This window comes from Spirosoma pollinicola, from assembly GCF_002831565.1.
In the GTDB taxonomy this organism is placed as follows: Bacteria; Bacteroidota; Bacteroidia; order Cytophagales; family Spirosomataceae; genus Spirosoma; species Spirosoma pollinicola.
In genome coordinates this window covers 3,805,310-3,823,214 of record NZ_CP025096.1, presented here as the reverse complement: position 1 = coordinate 3,823,214, position 17,905 = coordinate 3,805,310, and the positions used below count along the sequence as shown (strand labels likewise).

The 17,905-nt window shown below is 46.8% G+C and carries 17 protein-coding genes; 5 read left to right on the top strand and 12 right to left on the bottom strand.

The window, feature by feature from the left end; translation table 11 throughout:
- Positions 1–53: 53 nt before the first annotated feature.
- Positions 54–701, bottom strand: a complete 648-nt coding sequence (gene upp, locus CWM47_RS16085; protein WP_100989224.1) for a uracil phosphoribosyltransferase — start codon at positions 699–701, stop codon at positions 54–56.
- 135 nt (positions 702–836) lie between these two features.
- Between upp and CWM47_RS16080 the strand changes: the two genes are divergently transcribed.
- On the top strand, positions 837–2,624 hold the full coding sequence (locus tag CWM47_RS16080) for a hypothetical protein (RefSeq protein WP_100989222.1): 1,788 nt from the start codon (positions 837–839) through the stop codon (positions 2,622–2,624).
- Positions 2,625–2,638: 14 nt separating this feature from the next.
- Positions 2,639–3,211 (top strand): D-sedoheptulose 7-phosphate isomerase, encoded by a 573-nt coding sequence (lpcA, locus tag CWM47_RS16075; RefSeq protein WP_100989220.1) that lies wholly within the window; start codon positions 2,639–2,641, stop codon positions 3,209–3,211.
- A 145-nt stretch (positions 3,212–3,356) separates the two neighbouring features.
- Here the strand turns inward: lpcA and CWM47_RS16070 are convergent, their stop codons facing one another.
- The 4 genes from CWM47_RS16070 to CWM47_RS16055 all read right to left on the bottom strand — a co-directional run bounded on the left by CWM47_RS16070 (position 3,357) and on the right by CWM47_RS16055 (position 7,852).
- Entirely contained in the window at positions 3,357–5,702 is a 2,346-nt protein-coding gene (locus CWM47_RS16070) for a carbohydrate binding family 9 domain-containing protein (RefSeq protein WP_100989218.1), read from the bottom strand.
- Positions 5,703–5,916: 214 nt separating this feature from the next.
- Entirely contained in the window at positions 5,917–6,759 is an 843-nt protein-coding gene (locus tag CWM47_RS16065) for a TPM domain-containing protein (protein ID WP_394342001.1), read from the bottom strand.
- Between the two features lie 7 nt (positions 6,760–6,766).
- Positions 6,767–7,195: a TPM domain-containing protein gene (locus tag CWM47_RS16060; protein ID WP_100989215.1), complete on the bottom strand. Its 429-nt coding sequence runs from the start codon at positions 7,193–7,195 to the stop codon at positions 6,767–6,769.
- 75 nt (positions 7,196–7,270) lie between these two features.
- Positions 7,271–7,852 carry a LemA family protein gene (locus CWM47_RS16055; protein ID WP_100989213.1) on the bottom strand — a complete coding sequence of 194 codons (582 nt, stop codon included), beginning with the start codon at positions 7,850–7,852 and terminating at the stop codon, positions 7,271–7,273.
- Positions 7,853–8,001: 149 nt separating this feature from the next.
- Here CWM47_RS16055 and CWM47_RS16050 point away from each other — a divergent pair, with 149 nt between their 5' ends.
- On the top strand, positions 8,002–8,790 hold the full coding sequence (locus CWM47_RS16050) for an SDR family oxidoreductase (RefSeq protein ID WP_100989211.1): 789 nt from the start codon (positions 8,002–8,004) through the stop codon (positions 8,788–8,790).
- Positions 8,791–8,795: 5 nt separating this feature from the next.
- Here CWM47_RS16050 and CWM47_RS16045 read toward each other — a convergent pair whose 3' ends face one another.
- The 6 genes from CWM47_RS16045 to galE all read right to left on the bottom strand — a co-directional run bounded on the left by CWM47_RS16045 (position 8,796) and on the right by galE (position 15,136).
- The gene (locus CWM47_RS16045; protein ID WP_100989209.1) at positions 8,796–9,455 is read right to left on the bottom strand and encodes a response regulator transcription factor; all 660 of its coding nucleotides are present in this window, start codon (positions 9,453–9,455) and stop codon (positions 8,796–8,798) included.
- A 64-nt stretch (positions 9,456–9,519) separates the two neighbouring features.
- Complete coding sequence (locus CWM47_RS16040; protein ID WP_100989207.1) at positions 9,520–10,332, bottom strand: sensor histidine kinase; 813 nt, start codon at positions 10,330–10,332, stop codon at positions 9,520–9,522.
- A gap of 833 nt (positions 10,333–11,165) precedes the next feature.
- On the bottom strand, positions 11,166–11,570 hold the full coding sequence (locus tag CWM47_RS16030) for a hypothetical protein (RefSeq protein WP_100989203.1): 405 nt from the start codon (positions 11,568–11,570) through the stop codon (positions 11,166–11,168).
- Between the two features lie 401 nt (positions 11,571–11,971).
- Positions 11,972–12,832 carry a glucose-1-phosphate thymidylyltransferase RfbA gene (gene rfbA / locus CWM47_RS16025; protein WP_100989201.1) on the bottom strand — a complete coding sequence of 287 codons (861 nt, stop codon included), beginning with the start codon at positions 12,830–12,832 and terminating at the stop codon, positions 11,972–11,974.
- Positions 12,833–12,951: 119 nt separating this feature from the next.
- Positions 12,952–14,013: a dTDP-glucose 4,6-dehydratase gene (gene rfbB, locus CWM47_RS16020; RefSeq protein WP_100989199.1), complete on the bottom strand. Its 1,062-nt coding sequence runs from the start codon at positions 14,011–14,013 to the stop codon at positions 12,952–12,954.
- A gap of 91 nt (positions 14,014–14,104) precedes the next feature.
- On the bottom strand, positions 14,105–15,136 hold the full coding sequence (gene galE, locus CWM47_RS16015) for a UDP-glucose 4-epimerase GalE (RefSeq protein WP_100989197.1): 1,032 nt from the start codon (positions 15,134–15,136) through the stop codon (positions 14,105–14,107).
- A 129-nt stretch (positions 15,137–15,265) separates the two neighbouring features.
- Between galE and CWM47_RS16010 the strand changes: the two genes are divergently transcribed.
- A complete protein-coding gene (locus CWM47_RS16010) occupies positions 15,266–16,141 on the top strand; it encodes a transglutaminase-like domain-containing protein (RefSeq protein ID WP_100989196.1) in 876 nt (291 codons plus the stop codon).
- 86 nt (positions 16,142–16,227) lie between these two features.
- On the opposite strand, the gene CWM47_RS16005 is transcribed toward CWM47_RS16010, so the two are convergent.
- Entirely contained in the window at positions 16,228–16,857 is a 630-nt protein-coding gene (locus CWM47_RS16005; RefSeq protein WP_100989194.1) for a 4'-phosphopantetheinyl transferase family protein, read from the bottom strand.
- Between the two features lie 71 nt (positions 16,858–16,928).
- Between CWM47_RS16005 and CWM47_RS16000 the strand changes: the two genes are divergently transcribed.
- On the top strand, positions 16,929–17,828 hold the full coding sequence (locus CWM47_RS16000; RefSeq protein WP_100993905.1) for a WD40 repeat domain-containing protein: 900 nt from the start codon (positions 16,929–16,931) through the stop codon (positions 17,826–17,828).
- Positions 17,829–17,905: the final 77 nt, after the last annotated feature.

The window sequence follows — 17,905 nt, the reverse complement described above, 5'->3', positions numbered from 1 at the left end:
TTTATTAGTATATTCATAGACTAACTATAATTTTATCTTTTCTTAACTTTATTCTACATTTTCGAACCGTAAGACAAGTCACCGGAATCACCCAGACCGGGAACAATATAGGCATGTTCGTTGAGGTGATCGTCGATTGCACCAAGCCATAAATGACATTGTGGTAACTGTTGCTGTACATAATTGACACCTTCGGGGCTGGCAATAATAGCCGCGATATGGGTTTGAGCAGGAATTCCGTAGCGCAATAAGGCGTGATACACTTTTTCGAGCGAACGGCCCGTGGCCAGCATTGGGTCGCAAAGGATAAGCGTTCTGCCGCTTAGATCGGGGCTAACAATGTAGTCCATGGCAATCTCAAATGCATCGTCACCATCAGCACTATACCCTCTGTAAGCACCTGCAAAGGCATTATCTGCCTGATCGAAATAGTTGATAAATCCCTGATGAAATGGTAGCCCTGCCCGCATAATGGTAGCCAGAACAGGCTGTCTCCGAAGAACTTGCGTATCGGCAGTACCCAAAGGCGTTTGGACCAGAACCGTCTGATAAGACAGTGTTTTCGAGATTTCATACGCCATCAATTCACCGAGTCTTTCCAGGTTTCGACGAAACCGGAGTCGGTCTGTTTGAATGGAAACATCACGGAGTTCGGCCATGTATTGATTGGCCAGGGAGGGCTGTTGTGCAAAAACAAACATAGTATGAGGGCTTCTTTCGCCGTAAATTAGCCGCAAGGTTGGCGTATATCCAAACCAATTCCCTAATTTAACCGGCTTATAGTACGTAACAGACCGTATAAATAAGCCAAATAGCACCGCCAGTCAGTAAGTTACATGCGTATCAACGTTTACCTTTTCTGTTTTCTTTTGCTTTCGTTGTCAGTTCGGGCGCAGAGTCCTTTTGTGCCGCTCAACGCCGATTATTACCACCTCATCGACCGACTGGAAATTCGCCAAAACAAATGGGCAGAGGGGTTTCATAGTTCGGTAAAGCCCTATAATCGCCAGAGTATCATTCAATTGACCGATAGTGTAGCGGCCCACCCCAACCGTGACTTTTCTGATACGGATTATTTCAATTTCGATTATTTGCGGAATGACAGCTGGGAATGGGTAGCACCACGCGATTCACTTAAACCGGATCCGTTTACCAGTCATCTGAAACCACCCACATCACCGGGTGATAGTCAGAAGCCTTTTCTGACGCACTTTTATAAGAAGAAGGCTGATTTCTACAATTTACAGACACCCGATATAGACCTTCATGTCAACCCTGTCGTGTATCTGGGTTTTGGTGCAGAAAACGCATCCAGTCCTACAGGTACAATAGATAATGGCAATCAGGCTCTGTTTGTAAACACGCGAGGATTGGAAGTCAGAGGCTCTATTGGTCGAAAATTAGGCTTTTATACCTTCTTCGCCGACAATCAGGCAATCTATCCCGAATACATTCAACGATATGGACTGACCTACGGGCAGGGTAACAATACACAACCCCAGGTTACGGCTCCGGGCGAAGGATTTGTGAAACCTTATCGCACCACGGGTGCCGACTTTCTAACCGCTCGGGGATATATTACGTTTAATACCCTGAAAGTCATCAATGTGCAGTTTGGCCATGACCGTAATTTCTTCGGCAATGGCTTCCGGTCGCTGTTTTTGTCGGACAACAGTCCGGCCTATCTATTCCTGAAGTTATCAACAAAGCTGGGACGGCGAATTCAATATACGAATCTGTTTACCTCGTTGCAAAATACGCAGGCACCTCGTGCTCAGGATGATAAACTCATCCCGCCCAAGTTTGCTGCCATGCACCACTTAAGCATAAATCTGGGCGACCACATGAATCTGGGCGTGTTTGAGGCCGAAGTATTTAGTCGCGACCGCCTGGACCTTAGCTACCTGAACCCGATTATCCTATACCGCTATGTTGAATCCAGCCTTGGCAGTAGCGACAATGCGTTTATCGGGATTGACTTCAAGGCTAACTTCCTCTCGCATTTTTTGGTCTATACCCAATTTATGCTGGATGAATTCCGGTTGAAACCACTCCTGGCTGGTAAGGGCGACTGGACGAATAAGTTTGCTCTGCAAGTCGGTGCTAAATACATTGATGCCTTTACGGTACCGAATCTTGATTTACAGGCCGAATTCAATCTGGCCCGGCCATACACTTATTCGCACGAAGCATCGCCAACCGTAACGTCAGGCCAAACCAACTACGCCCACTACAGCCAGCCGTTGGCTCATCCGCTGGGCGGCAACTTTATGGAAGGACTGGGTATTGTGCGGTTTCAACGGAAAAAACTGTCCGTTAACGGTATCTTTGGCGTAATGATGTACGGTACCGACCAAACTGCAGAAATTAATTACGGCGGTAATATTCTGAAAGACTACAACTCCCGAATTCGTAACGAAGGCAACTTTATTGGTCAGGGTCGTAAAACGGTCGTTACGTATGCCGATGTCCGGGCGTCTTACATGATCCGCCACAATATATTTCTGGAAGGCCGATACCTGTACCGCTATCAGGATAGCCAGTATCGGCCCGATAGCTACACCGATCAGACTGCCAGCTTTGCCCTGCGCTGGAATCTGCCTTACAAAAATTGGGTATTTTAATTAGTCGCGTTTTTATGCTTGATATTATCCGCCAGGAACTGACCGAAGCTCAGTCTGTTTTAGATACATTCCTTAGTAACCCTGACAACCTTTTAGCCATTGAGCAAGCCGCAACGCTTATGGCCGATGCGCTCAAAAATGGCCGTAAAATTATTTCCTGCGGTAATGGTGGCTCCCATTGCGATGCAATGCACTTTGCCGAAGAGCTTTCCGGACGGTATCGGGATAACCGCCGGGCACTGGCTGCCATTGCAATTTCGGATGTTAGCCATCTCTCGTGTGTAAGCAATGATTACGGCTATGAATTTGTATTCTCCCGTTTTGTTGAGGGTTTAGGCAATGAGGGTGATGTTTTGCTGGGACTTAGCACAAGCGGTAATTCGGCCAATGTGATTCGCGCCGTTGAGACTGCCCGGCAAAAAGGAATGAAGGTTGTATTATTAACTGGCAAAGATGGCGGCAAGCTCGCTGGTCAGGCCGATGTTGAGGTGCGGGTTCCCCATTTCGGTTACGCCGACCGCATTCAGGAGATTCACATCAAAGTGATTCACTTATTTATTCTGCTGATTGAAAAACAGGTTATCTAGACCGCACGGGCGGCCCCGCGGGATTTTAAGGAGATTTAAAAGATTAAACAAGATTATCCAATGTAACTCTTCGAGTTACCAAAACATCGCAGCATAGTTATTGGATAATCTTGTTTAATCTTTTAAATCTCCTTAAAATCCCGGTTCAGAACTGCTTCAAATACGACAGTTTGCCAATAATATGCTGCTCCTGCTGACGGTCGATTGCGCGAACAGAACCTGCGTAGGTGCCGTAATTGTACACGATGTACAGAAATGAAAGCGGCTGGAACTCCCAGGCTAGCCGGATATTCCAGGCATTTTTATCCGTGTAGGTGTTCCGCTGAAAAAAGCTGATTAACTGCAAGCGCGGGTTCACTGCCATCCGGCTCTCCACACTATAGAGTGAGATTGTGCCCGTATAGCCCCCTACATTCTTGAAGGCATTTGCTTCGGCGTTGAGGGTGAAAGCCGCATGCGGAACAGGTGCTAACAAAAGGGTAGCCCGTGCATAATTCAAGCTCCCATCGTAATAGCGACCGGTTTCGCTGTTAAGCTGAAACGAAACTTTCTTCGATGGATCGGTGCTGAACATAACGCTATAACGAACATAACGGTATCTGTTAGAGGCAATGTCCAGGCCAAGCGGTCGATAATCACCCTCATCGAGTCGCTGAAAGGTCGAATTGACAAATAGACCTAAGTTGCCCCCGTTCTGAAACGTCAGCCAGATTGGGTTAAAATTTAATTGAGATTCCTGCAAATAACCCGTTGAGGCTTTATGATAAAGCTCCAGAAACACACCGGGCTCGAAATTCCGAACCCATTTGGGCAACCATTTAGCACGGTTCACTAAATACAGGCCCGGTGTGGTAGCAATCACATCACCCCGAGAAACAAAGCCCATCTCGGGGTTAAAACTCTTCGTTACAACCGACTGCGTCCACCAGCCTACCAATTGATTGGTGCGGTATATAAGCTGGCTGTATGCCGACATACCCTTCTCGGCATTACCTGAACTCAGGCTACCGATAAGCATAGCATTGTACGTCCACTTCTGACTCAACCGAAAAAAACCATCCAGGGCAATTGTTCCATTTTGGCGGCCAGGAAGGCTATCGGTTCTGTGTACATTTTTCAGCGTAAACAGCATCCCAATCCGGTTCTGCCGACCCACATTCTCAACGTATCGCCCAACAACAAAATCGGTTGTGGGGCTGCCCGGAATGCCGCGTTGTCGGATAACCATGCCGCCATAATTCCGGTTGAGAGATCGATACACTAGCCTGGCCCCGGCATCAATGGGTACGGGTGTACTGGTGCCATCGGGAAGTGTTGCCAGACCTATTGTCCGGCTGAAGAATGGCTGAATAACCATGCTGCCGCCTTCGCCCGTATTCCTGTTACCCAGCAAACCAGCCCCAAACAAGCTGGCATTTTCCAGAAAGAATGCCCGTCGTTCGGGAAATAGAACGGAGAACCGAGTTAAATTATTGACCTGCCGATCTACGTCTGCCTGCGCAAAATCAGTGTTTAGCGTAAGATCGAGAACGGTATTGGGGTTGAGCGCCCATTTAAGATCACCGCCAAATTTGAGTTTGGCACGTTGTCCATAGCCAACTTCCGTACCAGTATACCGGTCATCGCTTATTAGTACATACGGCTGGATACGGATATTCGGAGAAGGTGGGGGCGGTTTCAAGCCGGTAATTAGACCAGCATACTCCATCCGGCTCGATGTGAAGGCCCTTGGAAAAGGCGACCATGCCGACAACTCGTTGGAATATCGGCGATTACGGAAGAAGTTGATACCCCACGACTGTGCCGAGTCGGCTGAGCGGGCATAACGTAACGTTTGCCAGGGTATCTGCATTTCGGCTACCCAACCCGAATCGGTGCGGCTGGTGCGAACTTTCCAGAAACCGTCCCAATCTTCATCGTAGAGTAAATCGTCAAATGAAAGCAAATCGCGCTGCGTGCTATGCGGATTTGTAATGAAGGTCATTGCGTTGCGTCGATCATTAAATCCGTCAATAGACACGCCAAACAAATCGTGCGCCCGACTACTGAAATCGCGTTTGAAGTTGGGAACCCGCAGTGCTTTTCGACCTAGAGAATCGTGATTGATAGCCGCGATATACAAATAGTGGCGATTGTAGAGCACCCGAACATCGGTACCAAAGGTAGCAGGTTGGCCTTGCTGGGGATCAATCTGCAAAAATCGTCTCGCAGGCTTGGCCTCTTTCCATTGGGCCTCGTCCAGATGACCGTCTATTTTTAGTCTGTCCTTAATTTCAATAGCCTGTATAGCTCTGCGCTTTAACGAAGGCTTAAATATAACCGACTGACCGCTAGGGCTATTTAACTCTTTATCGGACAAGTCATCCCGCGTTGTATCGGGTCGAACAACATCCGACTGGGCCGTATTTGGCGCAACCGGGTTCGTTTGAGCCAATGCATAAAGTGGGAGAAAAAAGGAAAGTAGAGCGTATCGGGCAATAACGGGCGACATAGAATGTGACTAACTGAACTGCCAAAAATAGGCGTCATTACCCAATCCTAAGCTATATTTTCGTTGAACGGCTCGTTAAGCGCATTCATTGGCAGAGTAGTAAGTAAATGGATAATGAAGAATGTAAAATGCATAATGAAGAATGGCAACCGTAGTCATTCTTCATTATGCATTTTACATTCTTCATTTACTTATCGTGCTTCCGGCAACCTTACTAATAATCGCCCCCGGCACCGCCCCCACCAAAGCTACCGCCACCAAAACCACCAAAACCACCGCCACTACTACCTCCGCCGAAGCTACCACCACCACTGGAGCCACCCCAACCAGAGAACGTTGACGTGGGAAAAAAGACTGGGCCGAAGCCGCCACCACGGTTGCCACTGCTACCGCCCCCCCGGTTTCTCCGTGAGATGATGAACACGATAACAATGATGATAATCAGGGCAATAACAAATGTGCTGGAGCCCCCATCCGTATTCGTATCCGGCTCTGCTTTATATTCGCCACTAGCCCGCCGGATGATCTCGGTCGTTGCGTCATCAAGACCCTGGAAGTACTGTTCCTGTTTAAAGGCCGGAGCAATCGTGTTGGTAATAATTCGTTTGGCAATGGCATCAGGAATTGCACCTTCCATGCCATAGCCCGGAGCGATAAAGATCTTACGCGTTTGAGTAGCCCAGGCGAGTACAAGACCATTATTCTTACCTGCCTGCCCTACGCCCCACTTCCGGCCTACCTGAAAGGCAAAATCGCCGATGGGGTAGGGCTCGGTCGTTTTGACGATAACGATTGTGATCTGCGTTGAGGTAGAATCGTTGTAAGCTTTAAGCTTCTGTTCGAGTTGAGCACGTTCAGTACTGCTCAGAATGCCCACAAAGTCATTTACAAGGCGGGGCGGGCTCGGTTTATTGGGGATAGCTGTATCGGCCGACGATCCATTGTCGGTAGCGGTATCCTGCGCCTGTAGGGTGGCGGGCACTAAAATTAACAGAACGAACATCAACCCAAGGCGTAGCAGTCGGGTTGTATAGGTAAAAAAAGAGAGTACGTTCACGGCAGTGTCAGTCAAACGAAATATCGTCGGCGAGTTCGTTAGTGTCGTCGCTGGCGTAAGGGAAGTACTGTTTTAATTGTTGCCCGGCTCGTTCAATGCCCACACTTAGCCCTTCGGCGTAGTGTCCGGCAGCGAAATGGCTACGAAGCAGGTCTTTCGTGCTTTCCCAGAAATTGGCAGGTACTTTTGCATCAATCCCTTTATCACCCAATACAGCGAACTTCCGGTCGGTATGGGCGAGATAGAACAATACACCATTCTGTTCTTTCGTCTGGTGCATACCCAAATTAGTAAATACCTCAATGGCCCGTTGTACAGGGTCGGCATTTGCACAGTGCGGTTCAACATGCACCCGAATTTCGCCCGACGTAGACTTTTCAGCCTGACGAATGGATTCCACAATACGCTGTTGTTCGTCGGGAGTGAAGGGATTCATGAACTAGATAATGTATAATGTATAATGAATAATGGCTATTGCGTCCACTATTCATTATACATTGTTCATTGTATATTAAAACTGTACTGTTGGAGCGTTTTGAGCCGCTTGCGAAGCCTCAAAGAAGCCTTTCACAGGGAATCCAAAAATACCGGCGAAGATATTGTTCGGGAACGACCGTACCGATTGGTTATACGATTTCACCGCGCCGTTGAAATCGTTACGAGAAACAGCAATACGATTTTCAGTTCCTTCCAACTGAGCCTGTAGTTCTGAAAAGTTCTGATTGGCTTTCAGGTTCGGGTAACTTTCTGCAACCGCCAGTAAGCGCGACAGGGAGCCGCTCAACTGATCCTGAGCCGCCTGAAATTTCTGAACGTTCTCAGGGGTCAACTGATCAGCGGTGAATTTCACCTGCGTAGCACTGGCCCGTGCCTGAATAACGGCCGTCAACGTGCTCTTCTCAAAATTGGCAGCACCCTGAACAGTGCGAACTAAGTTTGGAATTAAATCGGCCCGACGTTGGTACTGGGTTTGAACCTGCGCCCATTTTTCCTGTACGTTCGTATCTGTTTGAACTAACCCATTATAGGAACTACAGCCGTACATACCCAGAAACAGGGCAATAACCACCACGATAATTAATGTCTTTGACATGGTCTGTTGAAATGCAAATGATTAATATTGGATACAAAGTTGCCCAAAACTAACCATTTGTAGATGTAAAACTACGCCAATGGTCTTTTTCCCTATTTTGTCCGGCCTTTGTATTGATGATCGGCGTTATTAATAAAACACATTTCCACATGAATCTTACATTAACAGGAAGAACGGCCCTCGTTTGCGGCAGTACGCAGGGAATTGGTCGCGCCACGGCTATTGAACTGGCTTTGTTAGGGGCAACTATTGTGCTGATGGCTCGTAATGAAGAAACGCTTAAAACAACATTGCTGGAACTGGACACACGTCAGGGACAAACGCACCGGTACCTGGTGGCCGATTTTAGCCAACCGGGCGAAGTGCAGACGGCTATTGCCCGGCATTTGGCTCAATTTCCAGCGTTGCACATTTTGATCAATAATACGGGTGGCCCGGCCGGAGGCCCACTGATTGATGCAAATGCCGATGAGTTTGTGAGGACATTCCACAATCATCTGCTCAATAATCAAGCGTTGGTTCAGGCGGTTTTTCCGGCGATGAAAGAGGCTGGTTATGGGCGCATTGTCAATATTATCTCAACGTCTGTCAAACAGCCGATTGTAGGGCTCGGTGTGTCGAATACGATTCGTGGGGCAGTTGCCCAGTGGGCTAAAACGCTTTCACTGGAGATTGCCCGCTATGGGATTACGGTCAACAATGTGCTGCCGGGTTATACCCAAACCGCTCGTCTGGCGGCTGTGCTAACCATGCGATCGAAAACATCGGGCAAAACAGAAGAAGAAACGGCTCAGCAACTAGAAGCCGAAATCCCAACAGGGCGATTCGTTACAGCCGAGGAAGTGGCAGCCGCTGCTGCTTTTTTATGCACACCTGCTGCCGCTTCTATTAATGGTGTCAATCTTCCGGTAGATGGAGGCAAAACGGGAAGCCTTTAACCATCTCAAACAAGGCTATTCTTAAACGCATAGGCTACCATGCCAGCGGTATTTTTGGTACCGGTTTTTTCGAGAATGCGCAGGCGGTGGCCCTCAACAGTTCGGGGGCTAAGAAATATTTTTTCGCTGATTTCCAACGTCGAGAGTCCTTCGCAGATAAGCATCAGCACTTCCTTTTCGCGCTCGGAAAGGAGGATTTTGCTATTATAAAAGGCATTGATAGGCTTCGACACGGCTGTTTTGTTTGTCATTTTACGAAGCATCGCTTTTGATACAAATTCGTTCAGGTAAACGCCTTCATCCATCACCTTCCGAACGGCTTTTTCAACCTCACCGGCTTCGGCATCTTTCAGAAGATAACCGCTTACCCCTTTCTCAAGCAAATGCAACACCATTCGATCTTCATCGTGCATGGTTAATACAACAATTTTTATGAGCGGGTAATTTTCCCGCAGATAATCGGCGGTGGCAGTGCCATCCATGACCGGCATCTGAAGGTCGAGCAGCACAACATCAGGTAACTTGCGGGGAATCCGATCGATTAATTCCTGGCCGTTGCCAGCCTCTAAAACCAATTCGAAGTCGTGAATCTGTCCGAGAATAGTGGCCATCCCAACCCGAAAAAGGGTATGGTCATCGCAAAGAGCCAGCTTAATTTTTCGCATAGAGGAAGAGGAGTTAAGAACTGATGCTGCATTAGTCGTAAAGAGAGACAGTTCAGCAAACAAATTAACTCAATAAATCAACAGGTTGGGTGTCGTGCAGGCGAACCTGTATATGAATCTGCGACCCACGACCGGGCGCAACATCGAATGTTACATGTCCGTTCACCACGCTCAAACGGCTTTCAATATTTCGGAGTCCCAAGCCACCCTGTCTATTCTCCGTGACAACATCGAAATCGAAGCCTACACCATCATCAATAACAGACAACCGTGCCTCATTCTCAACATTGTACACCTGAATGGTGATCCTTCGGGCACGGGCGTGCCGGATAGCATTATTAACCAGTTCCTGCGCTATTCTATAGAGCATCAGGTCCAGAGCCGGTGGAAACGGAATGACCGATTCGGGATAGGTTAACTGTATTTCGACATCATTATCGGTGGCGCGGTCGGCCAGTTCTTCAAGTGCCGCCAGCAATCCAAAACGCTCAAGTGTTGTGGGTACGAGATTCCGACTGATTCGCCGAACATTGGTCATGGTTTCGTCGATCATGGAGCGGGTTTTCTGAAACAGAAACCCTGTCTGCACATCGCCCCCAACCTGACGTTCCAGCTGATTAAGGCTCATTTTCGTTACCGATAGCATAGTCCCGATCCCGTCGTGCATATCTTCGGCCAATCGTTTTCGCTCTTCCTCCTGCCCCCGAAAGGTCGCTGCCATCAGATCACGCCGGTGCTGTGCCTGCAATTCCTTGTAGGCCAGTTGTTGTTTTGCCTGTTTTTGCTGGTAATAGGCGACGAAGATGATAATGAAAACTGCCATTATCAACAAGACCGCCGTACCTATTGCAATTACAAAACCGGAATCTATCGACATGATAGCTATCTAAGAAAAACGCATTAAGTAAAGTTCTAGAATCTACGCATAAATGTCAATGTACGTCTATAACAATTGAGCGAGTGGAAAATATAAAATCAGTATCAGGAGTTGTTTAAATAATTTAAAGGGTTTTTAGAGTAAATTTTCCTGATCGTATTTACTAAGCCATATACCAATCGAGGAGAAAGCTACTAAGATCAAAAACAATACATTATTGAGGTTCCAGTAAGCATTGAATGTAGTATCATCAACTAGATTTGGATTGAAAATAAATTCACTAAAAATGGAGATAAAAAATGTACCCGTGGCATAAATAATCAAACCTGAGCTTATCCAGAACTGACTATGTATTAATATATTTTTTACCCTCATATCAGACAATGTATTGTTAAAATATAGTAGCATCAATGCAATTGTATATATTCTACATAAGAACAAGTCAACAGATGATATTTCAAAAATCTTGAAGTTAGCTATGCACGTAAGTAAAAAAACTATAGCTACACTTACAACAAGGCGTTTAGCGGAGAGGCTTATAAAAATAGGAACATAGGCAGCGGTCAATAATATTATGATACCTATTGGATAAATATTTAATATAAAAAGGTTATTTTTTTGAAAAATCCCTAACCAGATCATATATGTATCGCCAATGAAATACATACAAAAAAGTAACAGGATAATCTTAATGTTTTTATTTAAGTGTTTGAACGTGAATAACCCAACGACAATAGGGAGAATACTGCTAAGCTGGGAGATAAAATCTAATGGATATTTATCAAACAATAGCAGTATTCTATCTAACATTATTTCGAATAATTTTAATAAGTTTAAGCGCAGTGTCTTGGGCAAGGCAGGCCATCTCCCACGGCAGTCCCATTTCCTCCACCGTCTCCGGCCATATCTTTCATACCGGCTTTATCAGCGTAAATAGGCATGTCCTGTCCCTTTTCATCTACACCCGTTAGTAATACACGTGGTATAAGTTGGCCCTTGCCGGGTTCTGTTGGTTTACCGTCTGCGTCCTCCCATCGCTTGGCATGATGTATACGTAATCCTATACAGCCGGGTTGATCAAGTAAATACTGAACTTGGTTGATGCCGAAATATTCTGAACGAACATATTCATCTTTAGCCAGGCCAACCGCTAACTTACGTTCCTGGTAGGCACCTGTCATGGCTTTTGTTTCGAAGGGGTCAAGTATGCGGCCCGCATCTTTAGTAAATACACTCATAATGAATGGAGATTGAAATTAATGTGACGTTTGGTTACTCCGGGATGGATAAAATCGGAAAGCGCATCTAAATTACGACACCTGTGTTTGTACACCAATTTTACATATTTTTACGAACAAGACGTAATTTCTTAACTACAAGCACATTACTCCGTATAAAATATTTACCAATACGTAGTTCTACGTACTAAACTGCGGGCTTTTGCCTGTTTAATAGTCCTTTCTCAAAACCGGTGTTTATGCGCTCAGATAACCGGTGGCTTATCATTTATCTTTGTATCGAAGCTTCTGAACACACTGCTTGAACAGATACCAGTAAAGATATTTCTCATAGGTTAGGTTAGATCATAAAAAAACGCCGGAGCTTATTGCCCTGGCGTTTTTTATGTGTACTAAAGAAATTACTTCAGCAAGTTCAGGAGATAAGCCCCATAACCACTCTTGACCAGCGGTCGCGCAATGGTCGTTAGCTCGTTGGCGTTGATGAACTTCATGCGGTAGGCGATTTCTTCGATGCAACCAATTTTTAATCCCTGACGCTCCTCAATTACATGAACAAACTGCCCGGCCTGCATCAAAGACTCAAATGTGCCTGTATCGAGCCAGGCCGTGCCCCGGTCAAGAACACCTACTTTGAGCTTACCTTGCTCCAGATATACCCGGTTTATATCCGTAATTTCCAGTTCGCCACGGGGGGATGGTTTAATATTCTTAGCTATATTGACAACGTCGTTATCATAGAAATACAAACCCGGCACTGCGTAGTTTGACTTGGGCTTTTCTGGCTTTTCCTCAATAGATAAGACATTGAAATCCGCATCGAATTCAACCACGCCGTAGCGTTCCGGATCATGTACCTGATAGGCATAGACAACACCACCGTCGGGGTCATTATTGGACTGTAGCAATTTCGACAGACCCGATCCATAGAAGATATTGTCGCCTAAAACAAGTGCGACCTTATCGTCGCCAATGAATTCCTCGCCAATAATAAATGCCTGTGCCAGACCGTCGGGGCTTGGCTGAACGGCGTAGCTGAACGTGCATCCTATACGTGTACCGTCACCAAGCAATTTTTCAAAATGCGGCAAATCATGAGGTGTCGAAATAATTAATATCTCGCGAATACCCGCCAGCATCAAAATCGACAGCGGGTAGTAGATCATTGGTTTATCATACACCGGCATCAATTGCTTTGAAACAGCCAGTGTAAGCGGGTGAAGACGTGTGCCAGAGCCTCCGGCAAGAATAATTCCTTTCATAAATTAAAGAATGAAAGAGCGAAAGAATGAAAGAGTGAAAGAGTAGCTGACGAATTATTTTTCGCTTCGAACCGGTTGCCCGGTTTCACTCTTTCACTCTTTCGCTCTTTCGTCTCTATTTACCGATTCGTGTACATTCCCTGGTAATAACTCTGGTAGGCACCAGAGGTGACGTTATCCAGCCATGTCTGATTAGACAGGAACCAATCGACAGTTTTTTCGAGACCTTCCTCGAACTGAAGCGATGGCTCCCAGCCCAGTTCATTCATTATTTTATGTGCGTCGATGGCGTAGCGCAGATCGTGACCGGCCCGGTCGGTTACATATGTAATCAGTTGAGCCGATGTTCCCTCTGGTCGGCCCAGTTTACGGTCCATGATCTGACAAAGCAGGTTAACGATGTCAATGTTTTTCCACTCGTTGAAGCCGCCAATGTTGTAGGTTTCGCCTTCTTTGCCTTTGTGGAAAACCGCGTCGATAGCGCGGGCATGATCAACCACAAACAGCCAGTCGCGAACGTTCTCGCCTTTGCCATATACTGGCAGCGGCTTGCTGGTCTGGATATTGTGAATCATCAACGGAATCAACTTTTCGGGGAAGTGATTCGGGCCGTAATTATTCGAGCAGTTTGACAGCACAACCGGCAATTTATAGGTATTACCGTAGGCCCTTACAAAGTGATCAGAAGCGGCTTTCGAGGCTGAGTAAGGCGACTGGGGATCGTAAGCGGTTTCTTCCGTAAAGAAATCTTCAGGATTATGAAGCGAGCCAAATACTTCGTCGGTCGACACGTGATAGAATCGTTTCCCTTCGAAGCCAGACGCGCTGGAAGCCCAGCTATTTTTGGCTGCGTTCAGCAAGTTTACCGTACCAACCACGTTGGTCATTACAAATGACATAGGATCGGTTATGGACCGGTCAACGTGCGATTCGGCTGCGAGGTGAATAACGCCATCCAGTTCCAGCTCAGCAAACATATCCTCCAAAAACTTCGCGTCGGTAATATCGCCTTTGATGAAGGTATAATTGGGTAAATGCTCAATGTCTGAGAGGTTAGCCAGATTACCGGCATACGTCAGCGCATCGAGGTTATAAATCTGGTATTCAGGGTATTTCGTAACGAATAGCCGAACAACATGAGAGCCAATAAACCCGGCTCCACCTGTAATAAGAAGTTTCATTATGTTTTAGGTTTTCAGTTTACGGTTTATGGTCCCTGCCAAACGAGTTGCTGATACATAAACAACCATAAACAGTAAACCACATATCAATTTAACTTAATTTCTGCTGCCACTGCCATGCGTCACGTAAGGACTCAGCCAGCGAACGACGGGCCGACCAGTCCAGTACCCGGTTTGCTTTACTAACATCGGCATAAACCTGCTCAACATCACCAGCCCGACGAGGGCCAACGCTGTAGTTCACGGTAACCCCTGTTGCTTCTTCAAATGTTTTTATCACGTTCAGGACCGTTTCTCCACGTCCGGTGCCAATGTTGATGACATCGTATGAGTAAGAATCTTTGGCTTCAATAAGCTTCGTTAACGCCTGAACGTGCGCATCGGCCAGGTCCATGACATCAATATAATCACGAACGCAGGTGCCATCGGGCGTATTATAATCATCGCCATACACCGTTAGGCTGGACCGGATTCCGGCGGCTGTTTGCGTAATAAAGGGAACCAGATTAGCCGGAACACCCAACGGCAACTCACCTATTTGTGCAGATGGATGTGCACCGATAGGGTTAAAATACCGGAGAGCCAACGCCTTAACGGGTATCTTCGAATGAATAGCATCCCGAATAATATCTTCGCCAATGGCCTTGGTATTGCCGTAAGGCGATTGAGCCGGAAGGCGGGGGGTTTCTTCTGTTACAGGCAACTGTTCTGGCTGGCCATAGACTGTGCAGGACGACGAAAACACGAAGTTCTGCACAGTATACGCAGGCATTAACTCAAGCAGCAGAAGCAGCGAGTCCAGATTGTTGCGGTAGTATTTCAACGGTTTTGCCACCGATTCGCCCACGGCTTTGTAGGCCGCAAAGTGAATAACGCCAACCGGTTTTTCTTTCTGAAAGATGTCTTCCATAGCAACGACATCGTTGCAGTTAACCGGATAGCACGTTACATCGTGGCCCAGAATAGCCCGTAGCCCATCAAGTGCCTTTCGTTCGGAGTTGGAAAAGTCGTCGACGATAACCGGTTCGAAACCGGCGTTAACTAATGAAACAACCGTGTGTGAGCCTATAAAACCAGCCCCACCAGTTACCAGAATTTTGGGAGAATTGCCTGTGAGAGTCAAACCGTTTTTTATAAAATTTTTGTTGCTATTTTAGCATTACAACTCCTAAAACAACACAAAAGTAGTATATTCAAAAGGTTTCGAAAACAGTTTTTATTCTAGGGTACTCTGAAAAAGAAGCACAAACCAATGAACGACAACGAATTGAAAGCCCTTATCTCGCTCCTGGACGACGAAGACCGGGAAGTTGTTGAACACGTTGAACAGCGAATTCGGCAAATGGGTGGTCAAATGATTCCACTTTTAGAGTCTGAGTGGGAAGGGAGTTTCAATCCCGATCTGCAAAAACGTATTGAAGAAATTATTCATGATCTCCAATACGAATCCGTTCTGGATCGAATGCGCGACTGGAAAAACGGGGGCGCAATGGATCTTCTGGAAGGTCTCTGGATTGTTGCCACCTATCAATATCCCGACCTGTCGCTCGATCGGCTAAAGCAGGACGTTGAGCAACTTTTCTACGACGTTTGGGTGGATTTTAAGATAGATATGCACCCCGACGAACAGATAAAGGCGATGAACAGTGCTTTTTTCTCCAAGTTGAAATTTGCGCCCAACACCAAGCATTTTCACTCGCCGGCCAATTCGATGATCAATCAGGTACTCGAATCGCGTCGGGGCAATCCGATTACGCTTTGTGTACTGTATATGCTCATTGCCAAGCGGCTGAACCTACCTGTTTATGGCGTTAATCTGCCCAACTTATTTGTCTTGACCTACAAGAATAGCAGCGGGGTGCAGTTCTATATCAATGTGTTTAACCGGGGATTGGTCTTTACCACAAAAGACATCGACCAATATATTGACCAGTTGAACATCAAACGTCTGGAAACCTTCTATCAACCCTGCACCAACGCCGATATTGTTCGGCGGGTACTTCGTAATCTGACCCTCGCCTTTGAAAAAAACGGCGATACAGAACGGGTTCGTGAAGTGGAGCAAATCCTTAATACTGTTCGGGACGACGGCGATGGGCTGCCCCTCTCGGATTATACACAACGATAATGAACTGTACCCACGGGCTTCAGCCCGTGATTTTCAGCGATAAGATTAGACCGCCGAAAATCACGGGCTGAAGCCCGCGGGTACAATTAAAAGGCCACTGCTAATAGACCTGGGCCAGCCTGAAAACACCGGATCACTAATTGCTCCTGATGGTTTGGTAAGCGAACATGGCCAACTAGATGAGAGTCTCCGTCGGCGAAGGGTTCTACGTGCAGATGCTCCCGAAAGGTAAGCTGTCGTTTTCCGTAAAGTTTATACAGCGCTTCTTTGGCGCACCAGTACACCGCCAATCGGTTTGGATCGCCAGCGGCATGATTGATCTCACTCTCCGACAATACACGCGGCACTACCCGTTTAAACTGCTCTCGAATTGGTTCAATATCGATGCCAACTGGTCTTGACCGGTGCAATACCGCTGCCGCCCAGCCACTGGTGTGCGACAGGGAAATATGCCAGGGCGAATCAATAAGGTGCGGTTTCCCAAATTCATCTTTCCGAAGTCCCTTATAGCTCATTCCCTGCGCTTCGACCAACTGCCGAATAGCTACCCGGCAGGCAAGCCATTCAATCCGTTGAGACGGGTGGCTAATGCCCGCCAAATCTTCCTGCTCCGAAACGGTTAATGGTACCCCCGCCCGCAAGGTCGGTTCATCTTCGGTAATGGCCCGGAGCCTGGCAATACAGTCGCCGTTTATATCTACTTGAAAAGTCACCACCAAAAGTCGGAAGTCGTTCGAGAAAAAGAAAGGATTAACGACCTTTGATCACCAACTTGTTTTTCCAAACTGTGATCGTAGAAAAAATAGATACGTTCGGCGGGCACCGCGACCCGATTTACGCACTTGAACGCGGCCCTCTTGCCGAGCAGTTTTTTTCGGCGGGTGGCGATGGTCAGGTCGTTCAATGGCACCTTAACCGGCCCGATTTAGGTGAGTTGATCGCCAAAGTCCCTACCTCCATTTACGCGCTGGCGCTACACCCAACCAGTGGGCTCTTGTGGGTAGGGCAGAATTTTGAAGGCGTCCATTTGATTAATCCGGTCAGGAAAGAAGAAGTCATGTCGTTAAAGCTAACGACTGCGGCTATTTTCGACATTAAATTTCACAATGATGACGCATTTCTGGCCCTCTCAGATGGCGTTGTCGCCGTTGTATCGACAAATCCACTTGTCGTCAAAAAACACATCAAAGCATCGGATCAGTCGGCGCGTTGCCTGGCTATCAATCCTGTTGAGCGGGAACTGGCTGTTGGCTACAGCGACAATGTTGTCCGTATTTTTAATTTAACGACCTATGCGCTCAAGCACGTCATTCAGGCACATGGCAATTCGGTATTTACCGTTGCCTACTCTCCTGATTTCCAACATCTGATTACGGCCGGGCGCGATGCTCATTTTAAAGTATGGGATGTTGAGCAAGGCTATACTTTACTGCACGATACTGTAGCGCATATGTTTGCCATCAATCATCTAGCCTTCAATTCGTCTGGCACCTTGCTGGCGACCGCCAGCATGGACAAATCAATCAAAATCTGGGATGCTGATACATACAAGTTGATAAAAGTCGTTGATCGGGCCAGACATGCAGGACATAATACATCGGTCAACAAGGTGCTCTGGACAGATTATAACGAACTTTTATTGTCGGCCAGCGACGATCGAACGATTTCGGTATGGAAATTGAGCTAAAACAGGTGGATTAAGTAGGATTCCCTTATTTTTCAGTCTATTTTTTGTAAAATAGGTATTAAGGCCGTTAATTCACC

What these genes read in the sequence shown, in the direction of transcription:
- rfbA (WP_100989201.1), bottom strand. Translation starts at nt 12,832, where the DNA reads ATGAAAGGAATTATTCTTGCCGGAGGCTCTGGCACACGTCTTCACCCG.
- CWM47_RS16070 (WP_100989218.1), bottom strand. Translation starts at nt 5,702, where the DNA reads ATGTCGCCCGTTATTGCCCGATACGCTCTACTTTCCTTTTTTCTCCCA.
- upp (WP_100989224.1), bottom strand. Translation starts at nt 701, where the DNA reads ATGTTTGTTTTTGCACAACAGCCCTCCCTGGCCAATCAATACATGGCC.
- CWM47_RS16055 (WP_100989213.1), bottom strand. Translation starts at nt 7,852, where the DNA reads ATGTCAAAGACATTAATTATCGTGGTGGTTATTGCCCTGTTTCTGGGT.
- CWM47_RS16030 (WP_100989203.1), bottom strand. Translation starts at nt 11,570, where the DNA reads ATGAGTGTATTTACTAAAGATGCGGGCCGCATACTTGACCCCTTCGAA.
- CWM47_RS16040 (WP_100989207.1), bottom strand. Translation starts at nt 10,332, where the DNA reads ATGTCGATAGATTCCGGTTTTGTAATTGCAATAGGTACGGCGGTCTTG.
- lpcA (WP_100989220.1), top strand. Translation starts at nt 2,639, where the DNA reads ATGCTTGATATTATCCGCCAGGAACTGACCGAAGCTCAGTCTGTTTTA.
- rfbB (WP_100989199.1), bottom strand. Translation starts at nt 14,013, where the DNA reads ATGAAACTTCTTATTACAGGTGGAGCCGGGTTTATTGGCTCTCATGTT.
- CWM47_RS16050 (WP_100989211.1), top strand. Translation starts at nt 8,002, where the DNA reads ATGAATCTTACATTAACAGGAAGAACGGCCCTCGTTTGCGGCAGTACG.
- CWM47_RS16010 (WP_100989196.1), top strand. Translation starts at nt 15,266, where the DNA reads ATGAACGACAACGAATTGAAAGCCCTTATCTCGCTCCTGGACGACGAA.
- CWM47_RS16060 (WP_100989215.1), bottom strand. Translation starts at nt 7,195, where the DNA reads ATGAATCCCTTCACTCCCGACGAACAACAGCGTATTGTGGAATCCATT.
- CWM47_RS16045 (WP_100989209.1), bottom strand. Translation starts at nt 9,455, where the DNA reads ATGCGAAAAATTAAGCTGGCTCTTTGCGATGACCATACCCTTTTTCGG.
- CWM47_RS16080 (WP_100989222.1), top strand. Translation starts at nt 837, where the DNA reads ATGCGTATCAACGTTTACCTTTTCTGTTTTCTTTTGCTTTCGTTGTCA.